The 15,507-nt window shown below is 71.8% G+C and carries 14 protein-coding genes; 7 read left to right on the top strand and 7 right to left on the bottom strand.

Annotated elements, in window-relative coordinates:
• Positions 1-202: 202 nt before the first annotated feature.
• Positions 203-895, bottom strand: a complete 693-nt coding sequence (locus tag ACFV6D_RS37005; RefSeq protein ID WP_380563114.1) for a metal-dependent transcriptional regulator — start codon at positions 893-895, stop codon at positions 203-205.
• Between the two features lie 222 nt (positions 896-1,117).
• Here ACFV6D_RS37005 and ACFV6D_RS37000 point away from each other — a divergent pair, with 222 nt between their 5' ends.
• From ACFV6D_RS37000 to ACFV6D_RS36990, 3 genes are all read left to right on the top strand, one after another.
• Positions 1,118-1,882 (top strand): sugar isomerase domain-containing protein, encoded by a 765-nt coding sequence (locus ACFV6D_RS37000; RefSeq protein ID WP_063348174.1) that lies wholly within the window; start codon positions 1,118-1,120, stop codon positions 1,880-1,882.
• Positions 1,883-2,102: 220 nt separating this feature from the next.
• Positions 2,103-3,011, top strand: coding sequence for a DUF4231 domain-containing protein (locus ACFV6D_RS36995; RefSeq protein ID WP_380563112.1), 909 nt, complete (start codon positions 2,103-2,105; stop codon positions 3,009-3,011).
• A 23-nt stretch (positions 3,012-3,034) separates the two neighbouring features.
• Positions 3,035-3,889, top strand: coding sequence for an alpha/beta fold hydrolase (locus ACFV6D_RS36990; RefSeq protein ID WP_063348176.1), 855 nt, complete (start codon positions 3,035-3,037; stop codon positions 3,887-3,889).
• A 22-nt stretch (positions 3,890-3,911) separates the two neighbouring features.
• Here the strand turns inward: ACFV6D_RS36990 and ACFV6D_RS36985 are convergent, their stop codons facing one another.
• The 3 genes from ACFV6D_RS36985 to ACFV6D_RS36975 all read right to left on the bottom strand — a co-directional run bounded on the left by ACFV6D_RS36985 (position 3,912) and on the right by ACFV6D_RS36975 (position 10,341).
• Entirely contained in the window at positions 3,912-4,880 is a 969-nt protein-coding gene (locus ACFV6D_RS36985; protein WP_380563110.1) for a 2-hydroxyacid dehydrogenase, read from the bottom strand.
• A gap of 77 nt (positions 4,881-4,957) precedes the next feature.
• A complete protein-coding gene (fxsT, locus tag ACFV6D_RS36980) occupies positions 4,958-8,878 on the bottom strand; it encodes an FxSxx-COOH system tetratricopeptide repeat protein (RefSeq protein WP_063351197.1) in 3,921 nt (1,306 codons plus the stop codon).
• Positions 8,879-8,961: 83 nt separating this feature from the next.
• Positions 8,962-10,341, bottom strand: a complete 1,380-nt coding sequence (locus tag ACFV6D_RS36975) for a TIR-like protein FxsC (RefSeq protein WP_063348178.1) — start codon at positions 10,339-10,341, stop codon at positions 8,962-8,964.
• Positions 10,342-10,548: 207 nt separating this feature from the next.
• On the opposite strand from ACFV6D_RS36975, the gene ACFV6D_RS36970 reads away from it, so the two are divergent.
• Positions 10,549-10,743 (top strand): DUF397 domain-containing protein, encoded by a 195-nt coding sequence (locus tag ACFV6D_RS36970; protein WP_063348179.1) that lies wholly within the window; start codon positions 10,549-10,551, stop codon positions 10,741-10,743.
• Between the two features lie 198 nt (positions 10,744-10,941).
• Here the strand turns inward: ACFV6D_RS36970 and ACFV6D_RS36965 are convergent, their stop codons facing one another.
• Both ACFV6D_RS36965 and ACFV6D_RS36960 read right to left on the bottom strand, forming a co-directional pair.
• On the bottom strand, positions 10,942-11,193 hold the full coding sequence (locus tag ACFV6D_RS36965) for a hypothetical protein (protein WP_063348180.1): 252 nt from the start codon (positions 11,191-11,193) through the stop codon (positions 10,942-10,944).
• Positions 11,190-11,558 carry an ATP-binding protein gene (locus ACFV6D_RS36960; protein ID WP_063348181.1) on the bottom strand — a complete coding sequence of 123 codons (369 nt, stop codon included), beginning with the start codon at positions 11,556-11,558 and terminating at the stop codon, positions 11,190-11,192. Before ACFV6D_RS36960 ends, ACFV6D_RS36965 begins: the two co-directional genes overlap by 4 nt.
• Before the next feature lie 164 nt (positions 11,559-11,722).
• Between ACFV6D_RS36960 and ACFV6D_RS36955 the strand changes: the two genes are divergently transcribed.
• Together ACFV6D_RS36955 and ACFV6D_RS36950 are read left to right on the top strand one after the other, a co-directional pair.
• A complete protein-coding gene (locus tag ACFV6D_RS36955) occupies positions 11,723-12,592 on the top strand; it encodes a helix-turn-helix domain-containing protein (RefSeq protein WP_380563108.1) in 870 nt (289 codons plus the stop codon).
• Positions 12,593-12,594: 2 nt separating this feature from the next.
• Positions 12,595-12,786, top strand: a complete 192-nt coding sequence (locus tag ACFV6D_RS36950; protein WP_380563106.1) for a DUF397 domain-containing protein — start codon at positions 12,595-12,597, stop codon at positions 12,784-12,786.
• Between the two features lie 188 nt (positions 12,787-12,974).
• Here ACFV6D_RS36950 and ACFV6D_RS36945 read toward each other — a convergent pair whose 3' ends face one another.
• The gene (locus ACFV6D_RS36945) at positions 12,975-14,210 is read right to left on the bottom strand and encodes a cytochrome P450 (protein ID WP_380563104.1); all 1,236 of its coding nucleotides are present in this window, start codon (positions 14,208-14,210) and stop codon (positions 12,975-12,977) included.
• 730 nt (positions 14,211-14,940) lie between these two features.
• On the opposite strand from ACFV6D_RS36945, the gene ACFV6D_RS36940 reads away from it, so the two are divergent.
• On the top strand, positions 14,941-15,507 hold a 567-nt coding region (locus tag ACFV6D_RS36940; RefSeq protein WP_380563116.1), incomplete at its 3' end, for a DUF6879 family protein.

The following is a 15,507-nucleotide window of genomic DNA, read 5'->3' as shown; positions in this document are numbered from 1 at the left end:
TCTGGTACCGGCGCCCACCGCTATACACACGTGCTTTGGCGGCGGCCGCGTCCGTGGTTTATCACCCCCTGGGTGGGGGGGGACTGGGCGGCACGGGGGCGGCCACCGGCCCCGCGGCCGGGGGAGCAGCGGGCCCTTCTCGTCGTTCCGGGAGGCGCGTTCCCCGGGCCCGGAAGCGTTCCGGGCCCGGGGGGCGCGTTCCTCAGGCCTGGGCGACGAAGACGTGCTGGGCGATGTCCTTGCCCAGCTCCGCCGCGTTCTCCCCGGTGCCGACCAGCACGCCGCCGACGGCGGCGCTGACCCGCACGGTGGAGCCCGGCCGGATCCCGGCCCGGCGCAGCGTGCGCATCAGCTCGCCGTCGGTCTGGATCGGCTCGCCGATCCGGCGGACCACCACGCTGGCACCGCCGTCGCCCGGCTTGACGGTGTCCAGCGGGACGAGCGCGGCGTCGAAGCCCTCGCCCTCGGCCTTGGCGTCGCCCAGCTCGTCCAGGCCCGGGATCGGGTTGCCGTACGGGGACTGGGTCGGGTGGCCGAGCATGGCGAGCACCTTGCGCTCGACCGTCTCGCTCATCACGTGCTCCCAGCGGCAGGCCTCCTCGTGGACCTGCTCCCACTCCAGGCCGATCACGTCGACGAGCAGGCACTCGGCGATGCGGTGCTTGCGCATGACGCGCACGGCGAGCCGGCGCCCGTCATCGGTCAGTTCGAGGTGGCGGTCCCCCGCGACCTGCAACAACCCGTCGCGCTCCATCCGGCCGACCGTCTGGCTGACCGTCGGGCCGCTCTGCTCCAGTCGCTCGGCGATCCGGGCGCGCATCGGGACGATGCCTTCCTCCTCCAGCTCCAGGATGGTGCGAAGGTACATCTCAGTGGTGTCGATCAGCCCAGACATCGCCGCTGGCTCCGTTCCTCGGTGTCCTCACCGCCAATTCTGACGTACTGCACCGACAACCGGGCCCGCGCAAGGGCCCCGGGTCCCGGTTTTCGTTCCTGTTGACAGCGGTGCCGCCGGGGCGCCACGGTGCTCGCCGTAGCTTTCTCCACTGGCGGCCCGGACCCTCCCGGCCCGCCCCACCCGGCCGGCGCCCCCACCGGCAGAGAGCGAAGGCAACAGATGAACGACCTGGTCGGCCGGTACTTCGACGCCGCGATCGCCCATCTCCAGCGGGTCCGGGAGGAGGAGGCCGACGCCATCGAGGCCGCCGCGGCGCTGCTCGCCGAGGCGATCGCCGAGGGCCGCCGGGTGTTCACCTTCGGTGCCGGGCACTCCGCGCTGCCGGCCCAGGACGTGGTCTACCGGGCCGGCGGGCTGGTCCCGATGAACCTGCTGAACGTCCCCGGGATGGCGGGGGTGACGGTGATGCCCGCGCCGCTGTCCAGCGCGCTGGAGCGGGTGTCCGGCCTGGCCACCACCACCCTGGACCTGACCCCGGCCGCCTCCGGCGACCTGCTGTTCGTGATCTCGCTGTCCGGCCGCCAGGTGATGCCGGTCGAGCTGGCCCGGTACGCCCGGGACCGCGGTCTGAAGGTGATCGGCGTGACGTCGCTGGCGTACCCGGGCGAGGTGCCCCCGGCGCACCCGTCCGGCACGTACCTGAAGGACAACTGCGACGTGGTGCTGGACAGCAAGATCGCGGTCGGGGACGGCGAGCTGACCCACCCGGCCGCCGAGACCACCTTCGGCCCGGTCTCCACCATCGTGACCAGCGCGCTCATGCAGGCCGTGGTCGCCTCGGCGGTCGGCCGGCTGGCCGACGCGGCGGCCGACGGCACCACCGCGGCCCCGCCGCTGTTCCGCTCCGGCAACGTCCCCGGCGGCACCGAGTGGAACGCCAAGCAGATGGCCGACAACGCCGACCGGATCCTCTACACCTACTGACGCCCACCGGTCGCGCCCACGGGCACGCCGGGACACGCAGGGTGTCCGCCCGCCCACCGAACGTACCCGGGCCGGACAATCCACCGGGGCATCCCGGCCATTGCGGGCGGCCCGGGGGTGGGCCAGGCGTACCGGGAAGCCGCCCGGGGCAGGAGAGCGGTGCGACCGGAGCGACGGGTGGGGGCCGAACATGGCGTCTGGGGCGGGACGGACGGGGTGGATGCGCGAGCGGGAGCTGCTGCCCGGGTTCTTCTGGGCCGCCGACGCGGCCTCGCTGCGCGGCCAGCGGCGTTCGGTGCTGCTCTCCGCCTGGGAGCTGCTCCTGCTGGTGGCCGCCGCCGCGACCGGCTCGGCCGACGGCGAGCCGTGGGCCTGGCCGGCGGCCGCCGCCTACCTCGGCGCGATCGTCCTCGCGGTGGTGATCAGCCGGCAGAACCCGCAGGGGCTCTGGTACGAGGGCCGGGCCGCCGCCGAGTCGGTCAAGACGCTGGCCTGGAAGTTCGCCGTCCGGGCGGACGCCTACCAGCCGCCGCCGCACACCCTGCCGGACGCGGAGGGCCTGTACCGCGTCCAGCTCGGCGGGGTGCTGGGCGCCTTCCGGGACGGCCGGGTGGTCGCACCGGGCGCCGGGGCGGAGCTCGCCGGGATCACGGCGGCGATGCGCGACCTGCGCGAGCAGCCGCTCGCGGTGCGGCGCGAGGTGTACCTGCGGGAACGGATCCAGGTGCAGCACGACTGGTACCGCGCCAAGTCCCGGTACTGCGCCCGGGCCGGGGCGCTGGCGGGGGTGCTGGGCGTGGTGCTCCCGGCGCTCGGGCTGGTGCTCGCGGTGCTGCGGGCGCTCGGCGCGTTCACCTACGACGCGCTGGGCACCGTCTCGGCGGTGGCCGCCTCGATCACCGCGTGGGCGCAGCTGCGCCAGTACCGCCCGCTGGCCGCCGCGTACGGACTGGCCGCCGACGAGCTGGAGCTCATCCGGTGCCAACTGGCCCGGCTGGACGTGGAGTCGGCGGATGCCGAGGAGCTCTGGGCCCGGCTGGCCCGGGACGCCGAGGACGCGGTCTCCCGCGAGCACACCACCTGGCAGGCCCGCCGGGAGATCCGCACCACCACCGACCGGGACCACTGAGGAGGCCGCAGGTGTCGTTACGGATGGTCAAGGCCCCGGACGGTCGCGCCCTCGCCGTCGAATCCCTGGGCGACCCGCGCGGCCGCCCGGTGTTCCTGCTGCACGGCATGCCCGGCAGCCGGGTGGGACCGCACCCGCGCAGCACCGTGCTGTACCGGCTGGGGGTGCGGCTGATCTCCTACGACCGGCCGGGCTACGGCGACTCGACCCGGCAGTTCGGCCGCCGGGTGAGCGCGGCGGCGGCCGACGTGCGGGCCATCGCGGACGACCTCAAGCTGGACGGCTTCGCGGTGCTCGGCCGCTCCGGCGGCGGCCCGCACGCGCTGGCCTGCGCGGCGCTGCTGCCGCAGCGGGTCAGCCGGGTGGCGGTGCTGGTCGGCCTGGCGCCGCGCAACGCGGCCGGCCTGGACTGGTACGCCGGGATGACCCCGTCGAACGTGCACGCCTACCAGGAGGCGGAGCGCGGGCACGGCCGGATCGCCGACGCGATGGAGTTCCGCTCCCGGCAGATCAAGGACGACCCGGTCCGGCTGCTGAACGGGCTGCGGCCCGAACTGTCGCCCGCCGACCGGGAGGTGGTGGCCGACAACGGGCTGCGGCGGATGCTGCAGAGCAACTACCGGGAGGCGTTCCGGCACGGCGCGGACGGCTGGATCGACGACGTGCTGGCGTTCACCGCCGACTGGGGGTTCAAGGTCGAGGACATCGCGGTGCCGAGCTGGCTGTGGCACGGCACCGACGACCAGTTCTCCCCGGTCGAGCACTCCCGCTGGCTGGGCGACCACATCCCCGGCGCCGAGCTCTTCCTGGAGCCCGGCGCAGCGCACTTCGGCGCGTTCCGGGTGCTGACCACCGCCCTGGCCTGGGCGGCGGGCTGAGGCATCAGGCTGTCATGAGGCCTCAGGCTGTCACCGGGGTGACCGGCGCTCCCTCGTCCAGCACGGCCAGGACGTTGTCCACGGCCAGGCCGCCCATCGCCTGCCGGGTGGCGACGGTGGCACTGCCCAGGTGCGGGGCCAGGACGGCGCGTTCCTGGGCGAGCAGCGCGGGCGGGACGGCCGGCTCGTGCTCGAAGTTGTCCACGGCGGCGGCGAACAGCGCGCCGGACTCCAGCGCGGCGGCCAGCGCCTCCTCGTCCACCACTCCGGCGGTCATGCTGACCACCACCGCCCCGCGCGGCAGCAGGGCGAGGCGGCGGGCGTCCAGCAGGTGCCGGGTGGCGGCGCTGAGCGGGGCGGTGACGACCAGCACCGTGGAGTGGGCGAGCAGGTCCTCCAGCGGCCGCCAGGTGGCGCCGTCGGCCTGCTCGGGCGGCAGCTCGCGGCGGTTGTGGTAGCTGACCGGCATGTCGAAGGCGCGGGCCCGGCGGGCCACCGCCTGCCCGATCCGGCCCATGCCGAGCACGCCCAGCGGGGTGCCGGCCAGCTCCATGCCGAGCAGGAAGTTCGGTGCCCAGGTCCAGGGGCTGCCGGAGCGCAGCAGGCGCTCGCCCTCGCCGAGGCGGCGGGTGGCGGCCAGCAGCAGCGCCCAGGCCATGTCGGCGGTGGCGGTGGTGAGCACGCCGGGGGTGTTGGAGACCAGCACGCCGCGGTCGGCGCAGGCGGCCAGGTCGATGTTGTGGTGCCCCACGGCGTGGTTGGCGACGATCTCCAGGGACGGCCCGGCCGCGTCCAGGAACTCGCCGTCGACCCGGTCGTCCAGGGTGGTGAGCACGGCGCGGCGGCCGCGGACGGCGGCCAGCAGGTCGGCCCGGGCCATCGCCTGGTCGGAGTCGTGGCAGGTGACGGCGTGGCGCGCGGTGAGCCGTTCGATCACCCCGGGCGCGAGGCGCCGGGTGACCAGGACCGGGGGCGGGGTCTGCTTGCTCATGGTCCCGCAGCGTACCCGCCGCCCCCGGCCGGAGGCCGTGCTCTCACCGGCGCCTGCACCACCGCTCACACCACCGCTTACACCGGCTGCGGCTCCAGGTCCCGGTTGATCCGCTTCCAGCCGCGCGCCGCGACCGTGTTGGGGTGCTCCTCGCCGAACTGCCGGATCAGCTCGCCGATCGCACGGGCCCGCAGTTCGGCGGCCTGGGTGTGCCGGCCGGCCGAGCGCAGGGTGATCGACAGGTTGGCCTCGCAGGCGACGGCATCCGGGTGCCGGGGCGTGTAGCGCTCGCACAGGCCCTGGTAGGCGGCCCGGCCGAGTTCCTCGGCGAGGCCGATCTGGCCGTCGTCACCGTAGGCGTTGGCCAGGTTGATCACCGCGTTGAGGGTGTACGGGTGGTCCGGCCCGACGGAGTCGGTCAGCCCTTCGACGGTGAGCCGGCCGCGTTCGATGGCGCCCTGGATGTCGCCGCTGCCGCGCAGGTAGATGCCGAGGTTGTTGGCGCAGGCCAGGGTGAAGGGGTGTTCGTCGCCGAAGAGGCGGCGGTGGCCTTCGAAGACGGTGGAGCAGAGGTCGCGGGCGGCCTCCTTGTCGCCGGAGGCGCTGTGGTCGGCGGCCAGGTTGAGCGCGCAGGCGAGCGCGTCGGGGGCGTCGGCGCCGTAGCGCTCCAGGTAGCGCTCGTAGGTCTCCTTGGTGATCCGGCGGGCTTCGGCGAGCGCGCCGATGCGGCGCAGCGAGACGGCCAGGGACTTGGCGTTGCGCAGGTTCTCCGGCAGGTCGGGGTCGAGGACGTCGCCGAGGTCGGAGGTGACTTCCTGGAGCAGGTCCACCGAGCCGCGGTAGTCGCCGAGTTCGCGCAGGTCGCGGGCGAGGTTGGACTTGGTGGAGAGGGTGTAGGGGTGCCGGGGGCCGAGGACGGCGGTGCGCCGGTCGAGGGTTTCCTGGTCGAGTTCGCGGGCGGCCTCGCTGTTGCCGACGAGCCGGTAGTCGATGGCCAGGTTGTTGGCCATGGAGAGCGTGCGCGGGTTGTCGTCGCCGAACAACTCGCGGAACTGGTCGAGGATTTCGCGGTCGAGGTCGAGGGCGGCCTGGAACCGGCCGAGTGCCCGGCGGTCGGCGCCGAGGGAGCCGGCCGTCATCAGGGTGTACGGGTGGTGCTCGCCGAGCAGGGCCCGCTGGCGTTCCAGGGTGTCCTCGTCCAGGGCCAGGGCTTCGGCGTAGTTGCCCTGGGAGCGCAGCACGTTGGCGAGTTGGAAGCGCAGCAGCAGGGTCTGCCGGTCGTTCTCGCCGAGCTTGTTGGTCCACTCGGTGTCGAGGGCGTGGCCGAGGTCGCGGGCGCGGTCGAGTTCGCCGCGCTTCCAGAGGTAGCGGACGCGGTCGATGAGCAGTTGGCGGGTGTCCGCCTCGTCGCAGTTGTGCGCCTTGGAGGGCGACAGGTGCGGCCAGATCTCGTCGAAGGCGGGCCAGTTGGCGGGGTCGTCGGTGTCGCCGAGGACGGGCCGGGCGCCGGTGAGGATGCGATGCACCTCGTGGACGGCGATCTCCTGCTCGTCGTCGGTCATCTCGGCCCGGATCACCGCCTGGACGAGCCGGTGCACCTGGAAGCTGTTGCTGCCGGCGTCGACCTTGGCCAGCGCGTACCGGCCGATCGCCTGGATCACCTTGCCCAGCATGAACTTGTCGCTGAGGTCGGCGTCGTACTTCACCAGCGCCCGGATCATCTGGTCGCTGTAGAAGAGGTTCATCGAGATCGGCTCGGGCGCGAAGAACGCGCAGAGCTGCAACAGCCGGACGGCGGCCGGGGACTGCTGGCGCAGCCGGCCGATGGACACGTTCCAGGTGGCGCCGACCGGGGTCGGGTAGTCGGCGGGGCGGGCGACGGCCAGCGCGCGGGCCGCCTCGGCGTGCAGTTGGGCGACGTAGGTCTCCACCGGGGTGCCGGTGGTGTCCAGCCAGGCGGCCGCGACCTCGACGGCGAGCGGCAGGTCGCCGACCGCCTCGGCGACCCGGTCGGCGTCCGGGCGGGAGAGGCCGCGGGCGCGCCGGCACAGGTGTTCGACGCTCTCGCCGCGGGTGAAGACGTCCACCTCCAGCGCCTCGGCGTGCCCGGTCCAGGCCTGGTTGCGGGAGGTGACCAGGATGTGGCCGGAGCCGCCGGGGAAGAAGCGGCGGATCTCGGCCGGTTCGTCGGCGTTGTCGAAGATCAGCAGCCAGCGCGAGGTCGGCACGCCGCGGCGCAGCGCCTCCCGGGCGGCCTCGGCGGCTTCGGTGACGGAGTCGCCGACGCGCAGGCCGAGCCGGCGGGCGAGGTCGGCGAGGGCGGGTGCGACGAGTTCGGTCTGCTCGGCGTCGATCCACCAGACCAGGTCGTAGTCGGACATGAACCGGTGCGCGTACTCCAGCGCGACCTGGGTCTTGCCGACGCCGCCGAGCCCGTACAGCGTCTGGGGGGTGGGCAGGACGGCCGCCATGCCGCCGCGCAGTTGGTTGCGCAGCTGCTCCAGGACGGCGGCGCGGCCGGTGAAGGAGGGGTTGCGCGGCGGGACGTCCCACACGGTCGGCTTGCTGCCGGGGAAGCGCGGTCCGCTGCCGTTGGGCTCGGTCAGGGCGACGTCGCCGCGGCCGAGGGCGCGCAGCAGGGTCTGGACGGACTGCGTCTCGTCGCGGCCGACGAGGTCGACGGGGTTGCGGTTGCTGAAGGGCGCGGTGAGCCTGACGTCGCCGACGCGGACGGGGACGAGCTGGCGCCGGGTGCCGGCGGGGTCGGAGTTGACCACGGACTCCCACAGCGCCCGGGCCTGCGGGGAGCGCTGGTAGGCGGGCGAGAGCACGGCGACGGTCCGGTAGGCGGCGTCGATGCCGCGTTCGGTCTCCTCGCGCGGGTCGGTGCCGGCGCTGAGGTCGCGGGGCAGCACCCGGAAGCCGGCCCGGGTGAGCACGGACTCGATCCAGTCCGCCCACATCCGGTCCTCGGGGACGTAGGAGAGGTAGAGGTCGGCGGGGACGGACGGGCGGCGGCGGGTGAACGCGTCCACGTAGCGCAGCCGCAGTTCCTCGTCCATCACCGGCAGGGAGGTGACCTTGCGCTGGGTGATCATCGCGGTGAGGCGCTCGCAGGCGGCGAGCATCGAGGTGGGGGTGCCGGTCTGGTCGCCGAAGGTGGCGAGGATCTCCTCGTAGGCGTAGAACGGCCGGTACGGGATCTCCACCGAGCCCCAGTAGGCGGCGAGTTCCTCGCCGTTGAGGCCGGCCGGCAGCCCGTCGAAGCGGACCCGGGCGAGGGAGCGGCCGGCGTCGGCCTTCTCCTTCTCGCCCTCGTCGATGCGCATCGGGACGGGCAGGATGCGGATGCCGCGCTCGCGGTAGCGGTCGTGGATGTGCTGGGCGATCCGGGAGGCGCCGTCGATGGACTGGTCGCTCAGGGTGAAGCAGACCACCAGGTCGTCGGGCATCTGGACGGTGCAGATCTCGGCGATGTCGGACAGGCCGGTGCGCGAGTCGATGAGCACGTAGTCGTACCGCTTGCTCATGTCGGCCTTGAGGGCGTCGAAGAACTGCCCGCCGTCAAAGCGGTCGTAGAAGATGTCCCAGTCCAGGTGGGTGACGGCCTCGGAGTAGTCCCGGTTGAACTGGCCGGCGGACAGGAAGTCCAGGCTGCCACCGGTCGGGAACAGCGGCCAGGACAGCGACAGCGCGTGCGGGTGCACCCTGGCGAAGTCCAGGTGCCAGCCCTCGGCGTGCTCGACCGGGCGCAGGGCCTCCTCGCGGTACTCGGCGATCAGGTCCATCATCCCGGTCGTGCCGGCCAGCGAGGCCGGGTCGAGGAAGGGGTGGAAGAACTTGGCCAGGCCCGGCGCCTCCAGGTCCCAGTCCACGGTGAGCACCCGGTAGCCGTTGGCGGCCAGGATCCAGGCGGTGTTGGCGAGCGCCATGGTGCGCCCGGTGCCGCCCTTGTAGGAGTAGAAGGTGATGATCCGGCCGTTGCGGTCCTGCTCCACGGACCGTCGTTCGGCCTCCCGCTGGGCGGCCAGTTCGGCCACGGTGAGGCCCCCGACGCGGAAGTTCCTGGTGGGGTTCTCGCTCATCTGGGTCGTCCTCCCAAGGGCGCCATCCCGTCATCGGGGTCATCGCCGTCGTCACGGTCTGGGTGGTCGTCGGGTCCGGAGTCGTCCTGCCCGAGGGGGGCGTCCCGGCCGAACGGGGCCGCGCCCGGGCCGCGCCGGAACGCGTCCCGCAGGTTCGGGCGGGGCGGCGGCGGATCCTCCGGCTCGGCCCTGGTGCGGCCCTCGAAGGCGTACTTGGCCTTCATGGCGGCCCGGGGCAGCGCGTCGTCGAAGTCCTCCAGGGTGTTCAGCCCGGTCGGGCCGCTCACCCCGAGGAAGCTGGGGCGGCTCGCCCGCCGGGTGATGCGCAACGCCTGGTCGCTCAACTCGCCGAGGTCGCCGCCGCGTTCCTCGCACTCGGGGTCCTCGGTGTTCCACGGCTCCAGGACGCTCACCCAGGTGGCGTCCGAGCGGTCGAAGCGGCGGACGAGCTCCCGGCGGTCCGGATCGCGCAGCGCCCACCGGTCGAGCAGGAGCAGGCCGGGGGCGGCCGCCTCCCCCTCGATGATCGACTCGACCTCGTCGTCGAACTCGTGCACGGTCGGCTGGAACCCCAACTGCCGGGCCAGCCGCACCGCGTGCTGGGCGATCGGCGAGCCGGCCGGGCGATAGGGGTGCCAGTCGGTGCGCCGGGAGCCGTAGAAGTCGGGATTGCGGTCGGGCGGCAACTCGCCCTGGTGGTAGGAGAGTACGGAGATCCGCAGCTGCTTGGTCGGCGCGCTCACGTTGAAGGCGCTGGGCAGCCCGTTGAAGTCCAACCGCCGCCCGACCGGGATCACCGTCTCCTCCGCCACCTGCACGATCCGCGCCGCCAGCCGGTGCACGGCCAGCTCGTAGGCCGAGCGGAAGTAGGTGAGCTTCATCAGCGCGTACAGGCCCTCGGTGGCGTAGTCCGGCCCGAAACTGGCGTGGTTGAACTGGAGTTCACTGGCGACCTTGGGCAGCCGGTAGCGGCTCATCGGCGCCCACAGCACCGGCACGATGCCGCTGGTGCGCTCCGCGTCGATCGTCGCCGGGTACACCGGGCGGCGGGTGAAGGCGTGCCACTCCTGCCCGCACGGGACGCTGTTGAAGTACCGGGGAGAGTACAGCGGCACGAACACCCGGCACGTCGCCAGCTCCTCCGACAGCCGCTCCGCCCACAACTCCCCCTGGTGCATGGACTCGTCCATGAAGCCGACCGGCACCCCGGCCGGGACCGTGGTCAGCTGCAGCACCGCCTCGCACAGGTCCCGGTACAGCTGGCGGACCCAGTGGTTCGGATCACCGGCGCCGCGCGTGCCGGCCTTCGGGGTGTGCGCGTAGGAGAGGAAGAAGTACGGCCGGGCATCATCCTCGTCCCAGCCACGGTCGTTCACACGCGCCTCCCCCGGGCCCGTCGGCAACCTGGTTCCCGCAGCCCCCGTGCGGCGGGGTCTCAGTGTAGGAACGAGTGAGGACCCAAGGGAATAGCACAACGAGTCGCACGAATTGACATGACCGAAACGACACGGCTGTGCGCCCGCTTATCGTGGCTCCCGGGGCCTGCTCCAGCGCGCCCGACACGGAGTACAGGGAAGGTAGCCATGGACCACCTCAACTGGCAGAAGCCGAGCTTCAGCGGTGACCAGGCGGACTGCATCGAGATCGCCTCCGAGGGCGACTTCGTCTACCTCCGCGAGTCCGACAATCCCGGCCACATCGTCACCACCACCCGCACCAAGCTCAACGCCTGGCTCCTCGGCGCCAAGGCCGGCGAGTTCGACCACTTCATCGCCTGACCCGCACGGACTGGCGGCCTCGCGAGTCAGCAGGAGCCGCCGTGGCACCCGAAATGGCGCGGGCCCGCCTGGGGAAGGCGGGCCCGCGTGCCATGCATGGCACCTATGTCCGATCCCGTCGATCCCGAAGCCGCTCGGACCGGGCCTGACAGACACCGCCGACGGCGGCGGCCAGCAGGATCAGGACCAGCATGCCCGTCACGCCCGGCCCCGCCGGCGCTTGAACTCGCGCAGCAGAGCCAGCAGGTTGATCAAGGTGCTGGCCGGGATGTTGCCGATGGAGACCAGGGCGCTGCCGTTCAGATTGGTCTCGCCGGGCCGAGCGGACGGCCAGAGGAGACCGAACTCGCGGCCCTCCGTGCGGAGATCGACGATCAGTTCGGTGATCTGCCGACCGGTGAGCTGCCGCAGGGCCGGGTCGGCGGGGTGGATCGGGTGGTGGGCGATCACGCGGCGCCGTCCAGCTCGAACCAAACGCGCTTGCCGAGCTTCTGCGGCTCCGCACCCCAGCGGTGCATGAGCCCCTCCACCAGCATCAACCCCCGCCCGGACTGGGCGAACGGGTCGGGCTTCCGCTGCTCGGGCAGCACGGGACTGCGGTCCGCGACGGTGACGCGGAGCGTCCCGTGGACGACGGCGACCAGGACGACGGGCGCGGCGGTCAACCCGTGCCGCCAGGCGTTCACCACCAGCTCCACGAGCGCGAGTTCGGCATCCCCGATGGAGGAGTTGGGGTACCCGGCGCGCGCCATGGTGTCGCGCAACGCCTCGCGAGAGACGGTGAGGGAGGGGGAGTTGAGGTTGGGGTCACACATGGGGAATCTCCCAGCGGTGCAGAGGGGCTACGCACAGACGCAACTGACGACCCGTCTGATGCGCGGTTGTGGTTGGACTGTAAGGGGACAAGGTCCAACGATGCAACACTAACTGTAATTTCCCCCACACTGCGAGTAGCGTGAGCGCGCAAGGAGGCATGCCCGTGGGACTCAGGACCGAGATCAGTGAACGACAGCGCCGCTTCGGTGAGGAACTGCGCCGTCTACGCGACGCCGCAGGCGTGTCGGCACCGGAGATCGGCGCGCTGATGGGCATGAAGGGGCCAGCCGTCAGCCACACCGAGGCCGGGAGGCTGAGTCTCAACCTCGACCGCCTGCACATCTGGCTCGACGCCTGCCATGCCAACGATCCCGAGTACCGCGCTGCTCTTCTCGCCATAGGCCAGAGCAACGGCAAGGGCTGGTGGACCGACTACCGTGGCTACGTTCACCCCTCAGCCCTCGACCTCGCCGAGTACGAGGCCGATGCGACCCGCTTGGAAAGCTACGAGACTCTTCTGATCCCAGGGCTGCTCCAGACCAAGGCCTACAGCGAGATCATCCTCGAATACGCCGAGAAGAAGGTCGAGTTTCGCCGCGCCCGCCAGGAGATCCTGAGCGTCGAGAACGGAACACCCTTCCATGCCGTGATCCACGAGGCCGCGCTACACGCGATGTACGGCGGTCCAACCGTCATGCGCGACCAGCTGAACTACCTGATCGATGTCGGCAAGCTGCCCCATGTGACCATCCAGATCCTGCCGTTCGGCTGCACAGTCTTCGCCTCGACCGACATCCCGTTCATGCTGCTGCACGGTCAGCACCCGAAGCTGGACACCGTCTTGATGGAGCAGCCGCACGGCGTCCCGTTCCTGGGCGATCCTGAAGCAGTATCGTCATACCGGCGGAAGTTCGAACGCCTCAGAGGCGCGGCGCTCCCACCCCTGACCGCCTCTGCGCCCGGACCCTCCCCCGCCTATCGCGACTCATGGGGTTTGCTCCAGCACATTCGTTACGCAGTACAGGGAAGGTAGGCATGGAACGGCTCATCTGGCAGAAGTCCAGTTTCAGTTACGAGACCAACTGCGTCGAAATTGCATCCGACGGCGCCCTCGTCTACATCCGCGAGTCCGACGACCCCGCCCACATCGTCACCACCACCCGCACCAAGCTCAACGCCTGGCTCCTCGGCGCCAAGGCCGGCGAGTTCGACCACTTCATCGCCTGACCTCCACGGCCCGAAGGGGGGGGGGCCCCGCACCGCCGCGGGCCCCCCCCCCCCCCCCGCCCCCCCCCCCCCCCGGGGCTCCGCGGCGCCTGGGCGGGGTTGTTCTACCATTTCAGCGCCTCACCCCCACGGCCCGACGGGCGGCCCCCGCTAACTCGCGGGAGCCGCCCTTCCCCCAGGTACCGCCGTCACACTGTGGTAGGCATCGGGACGATCCAGAGCTCGGCCGGGCCGCTTATGATCACGGACTCCAGGCGGGCCGGCGTCGGGCTGGCCGGGTCCAGGGCGCTGCCGGGGTAGGCACCGAAGAGGCCTTCCAGGGCCACTTCGGCCTCCAGCCGGGCCAGGGGTGCGCCGAGGCAGAAGTGCGGGCCGTAGCCGAAGGACAGGTGCTCCTTGTCGGGGCGGGTCGGGTCGAAGTCGTCCGGCCGGTCCGGGTGGACCTCCGGGTCCCGGCCGGCCGCGCCGAATCCGAGCAGGATCGGCTCGCCCTGGCGGATGACCACGCCCTCGCCGAGGTCGATGTCCTCCAGCGGGTAGCGGAGCGGGATGTGCATCACCGGGCTCTCGTGGCGCAGGGTCTCCTCGATGACGTCCTCCCACGCGAGGGTGCCCTCGTGGACCTGGGCCAGGTAGCGGGGGTGGGTGAGGAGCGCCTGGACGGCGCTGGTGATGAGGTTGACGGCGGTCTCGTACCCGGCGCCGAGCATCAGGAAGAGCTCGTCGCGGGACTCCTCCTCCGCGCGGCCCGTGTCGCCGCCGGTGCTGACGGCGGCCACGTCGCTGGCGAGGTCGGGGCCGGGGTCGCGCCGTTTGAGCTCCAGCAGTTCGACCAGCACCACGTTGATCTCCGCCCGCGCGACCGTCATCTGCTCGGTCGTCGCCGTCGTCGTCAGCAGGGTGTCCATCGACCGGCCGATCTGCGGCCGCATGTCGGCGGGTACGCCGAAGAGGTCGCAGATCACCGTCATGGTGAGCGGGAGCGAGAGGGCCCGGCGGATGTCCACGGCCTCGCCGGGGGCGAGGTCGCGGAACGCGCCGACCAGGGCGGCGGTCGTCGCCTCGATCCCGGGCCGCAGCGCGGACACCCGGCGGGGCGAGAACGAGGGCGCCATCCGTCGCCGTGCCGAGCGGTGTTCGTCGCCGTAGCGGTTGAAGAAGTTCTGCTGGAACGCGATCGGGCCCATCGGCCACCCCTCGGGCACCGCGGCCAGGCCGGGCCAGTGCTTGCGCGGGTCGCGGGAGACCCGCGGATCGCCGGTCAGGGCGCGGATCACCGAGCTGCGGGTCACGGACCAGGCGACGATGCCGCCGGGGAGTTCGACCCGCACGGCGGGCCCGGCGGCGCGGAGCTCCGCGTTCTGCTGGTGCAGGGCCCGGCCGGTCATGTCCAGCACCGGGCAGCCGTTGTCGTCTGGAGCCATGGCATTGCTCCTCAGGATCTCTCGGGGGTGCCCCAGCAGTCCGTGCCGCGACACGTCCTGCTGTGTCCGGGGCCTGTGCTCCGTTCTAGAGCGGCACGGAGCGGTCGTCAACGGACCGCGACGGTGTTACCAGGATCATCCAGCCAGACGGACTGTGCCCCGTCTACACCGACGGTCACGCCGAACCGGCCCGGGTCCGGCCTCCCTCCCCCAACCACCATCCCCGGGCGCTCACGATCCCGCCCCACAGCTTTCTCCCCAGCTCGGCCCTGGACCCCTGTGGGGTATCTATGCCGACTCGGCGACAGTCCCGTGTTCGACCAATGATCTCTATTTGGGGCCACCCATCACGCTTCGATCGCACAGGAAGTCGACCCCACCGACTTCCTGCGCAGCACCGCGCCCGTTAGCCCGCATCCCGCCCAGCCTCGGACAAGATCCTTATTCCAGATCACGGATATGCCCGATACGGCGTGGACACGCATCGAAGGCAGCCCTAGCGTCGTTGACGAGTTGGGAGGTGCCCGGCCTGGAGGAGGTCAGCATGACTGAGCGCCCTCAGCTGCTCTCTTTTACCGGCGAGTTCAACCGCCCAAACTCCGACGATGACGACTGCCCGAACGTGTACGCCACCGATCGAGGGACGTCCGTGGTCCAGGGCGACCACTTCACGGTTCTGGAGGCGCCCCACCGTCGAGGTTCCCCAACACGGTTCCGAAGGAGGCCATCCGTGCTCTTGGATGGTGACCAGTGGCGCGCCCACTTCGACAGCTACCAGCACGAAGCGTTCCGGTTCGAGGCGCAGCCCGCCTACACCATGCCCAGGGAAGCAGAGAGCCTCGCACGCTTCCTGCGCGGCGAGCCGAAGCCGGTCGATCACAACGCGGCGTGGCACCGGAGGGTGCACGGCTTCGTCTCCTCGGGACGGAAGATCGGCCGCGTCCGGGTGGTGCGCCACCCCCTCACGGACTACCAGCGGTACCAGTTCGCCTGGGGTATCCCTGGCAACATCGCCGCCGGAGAAGACATCCGGATCCTGGACACCACTGAAGGGAACTTCGGTATCCCCGACCAGGACTGGTGGCTGTTCGATGACACCTCGGCAGTCCACCTGAACTTCCGACCTGACGGCACCCAGATCAACCGGGAGCTGGTCAGCGGCGACATGCGCCGCCACCGCGAGTGGAAAAGAATCGCCCTGGCTCACTCCGTGCCGTTTTCCGAATACCTGAAGTCGGCCCCACCGACTTCTTGCGCAACACCGCATCCGTCGGCCCGCGTCCCAGGTGTCCTGGGG

It is taken from the genome of Kitasatospora sp. NPDC059812, assembly GCF_042732075.1.
Taxonomy (GTDB): Bacteria; Actinomycetota; Actinomycetes; order Streptomycetales; family Streptomycetaceae; genus Kitasatospora.
The sequence above is the reverse complement of the archived record's forward strand: the minus strand, read 5'-3'. Positions and strand labels throughout refer to the sequence as shown.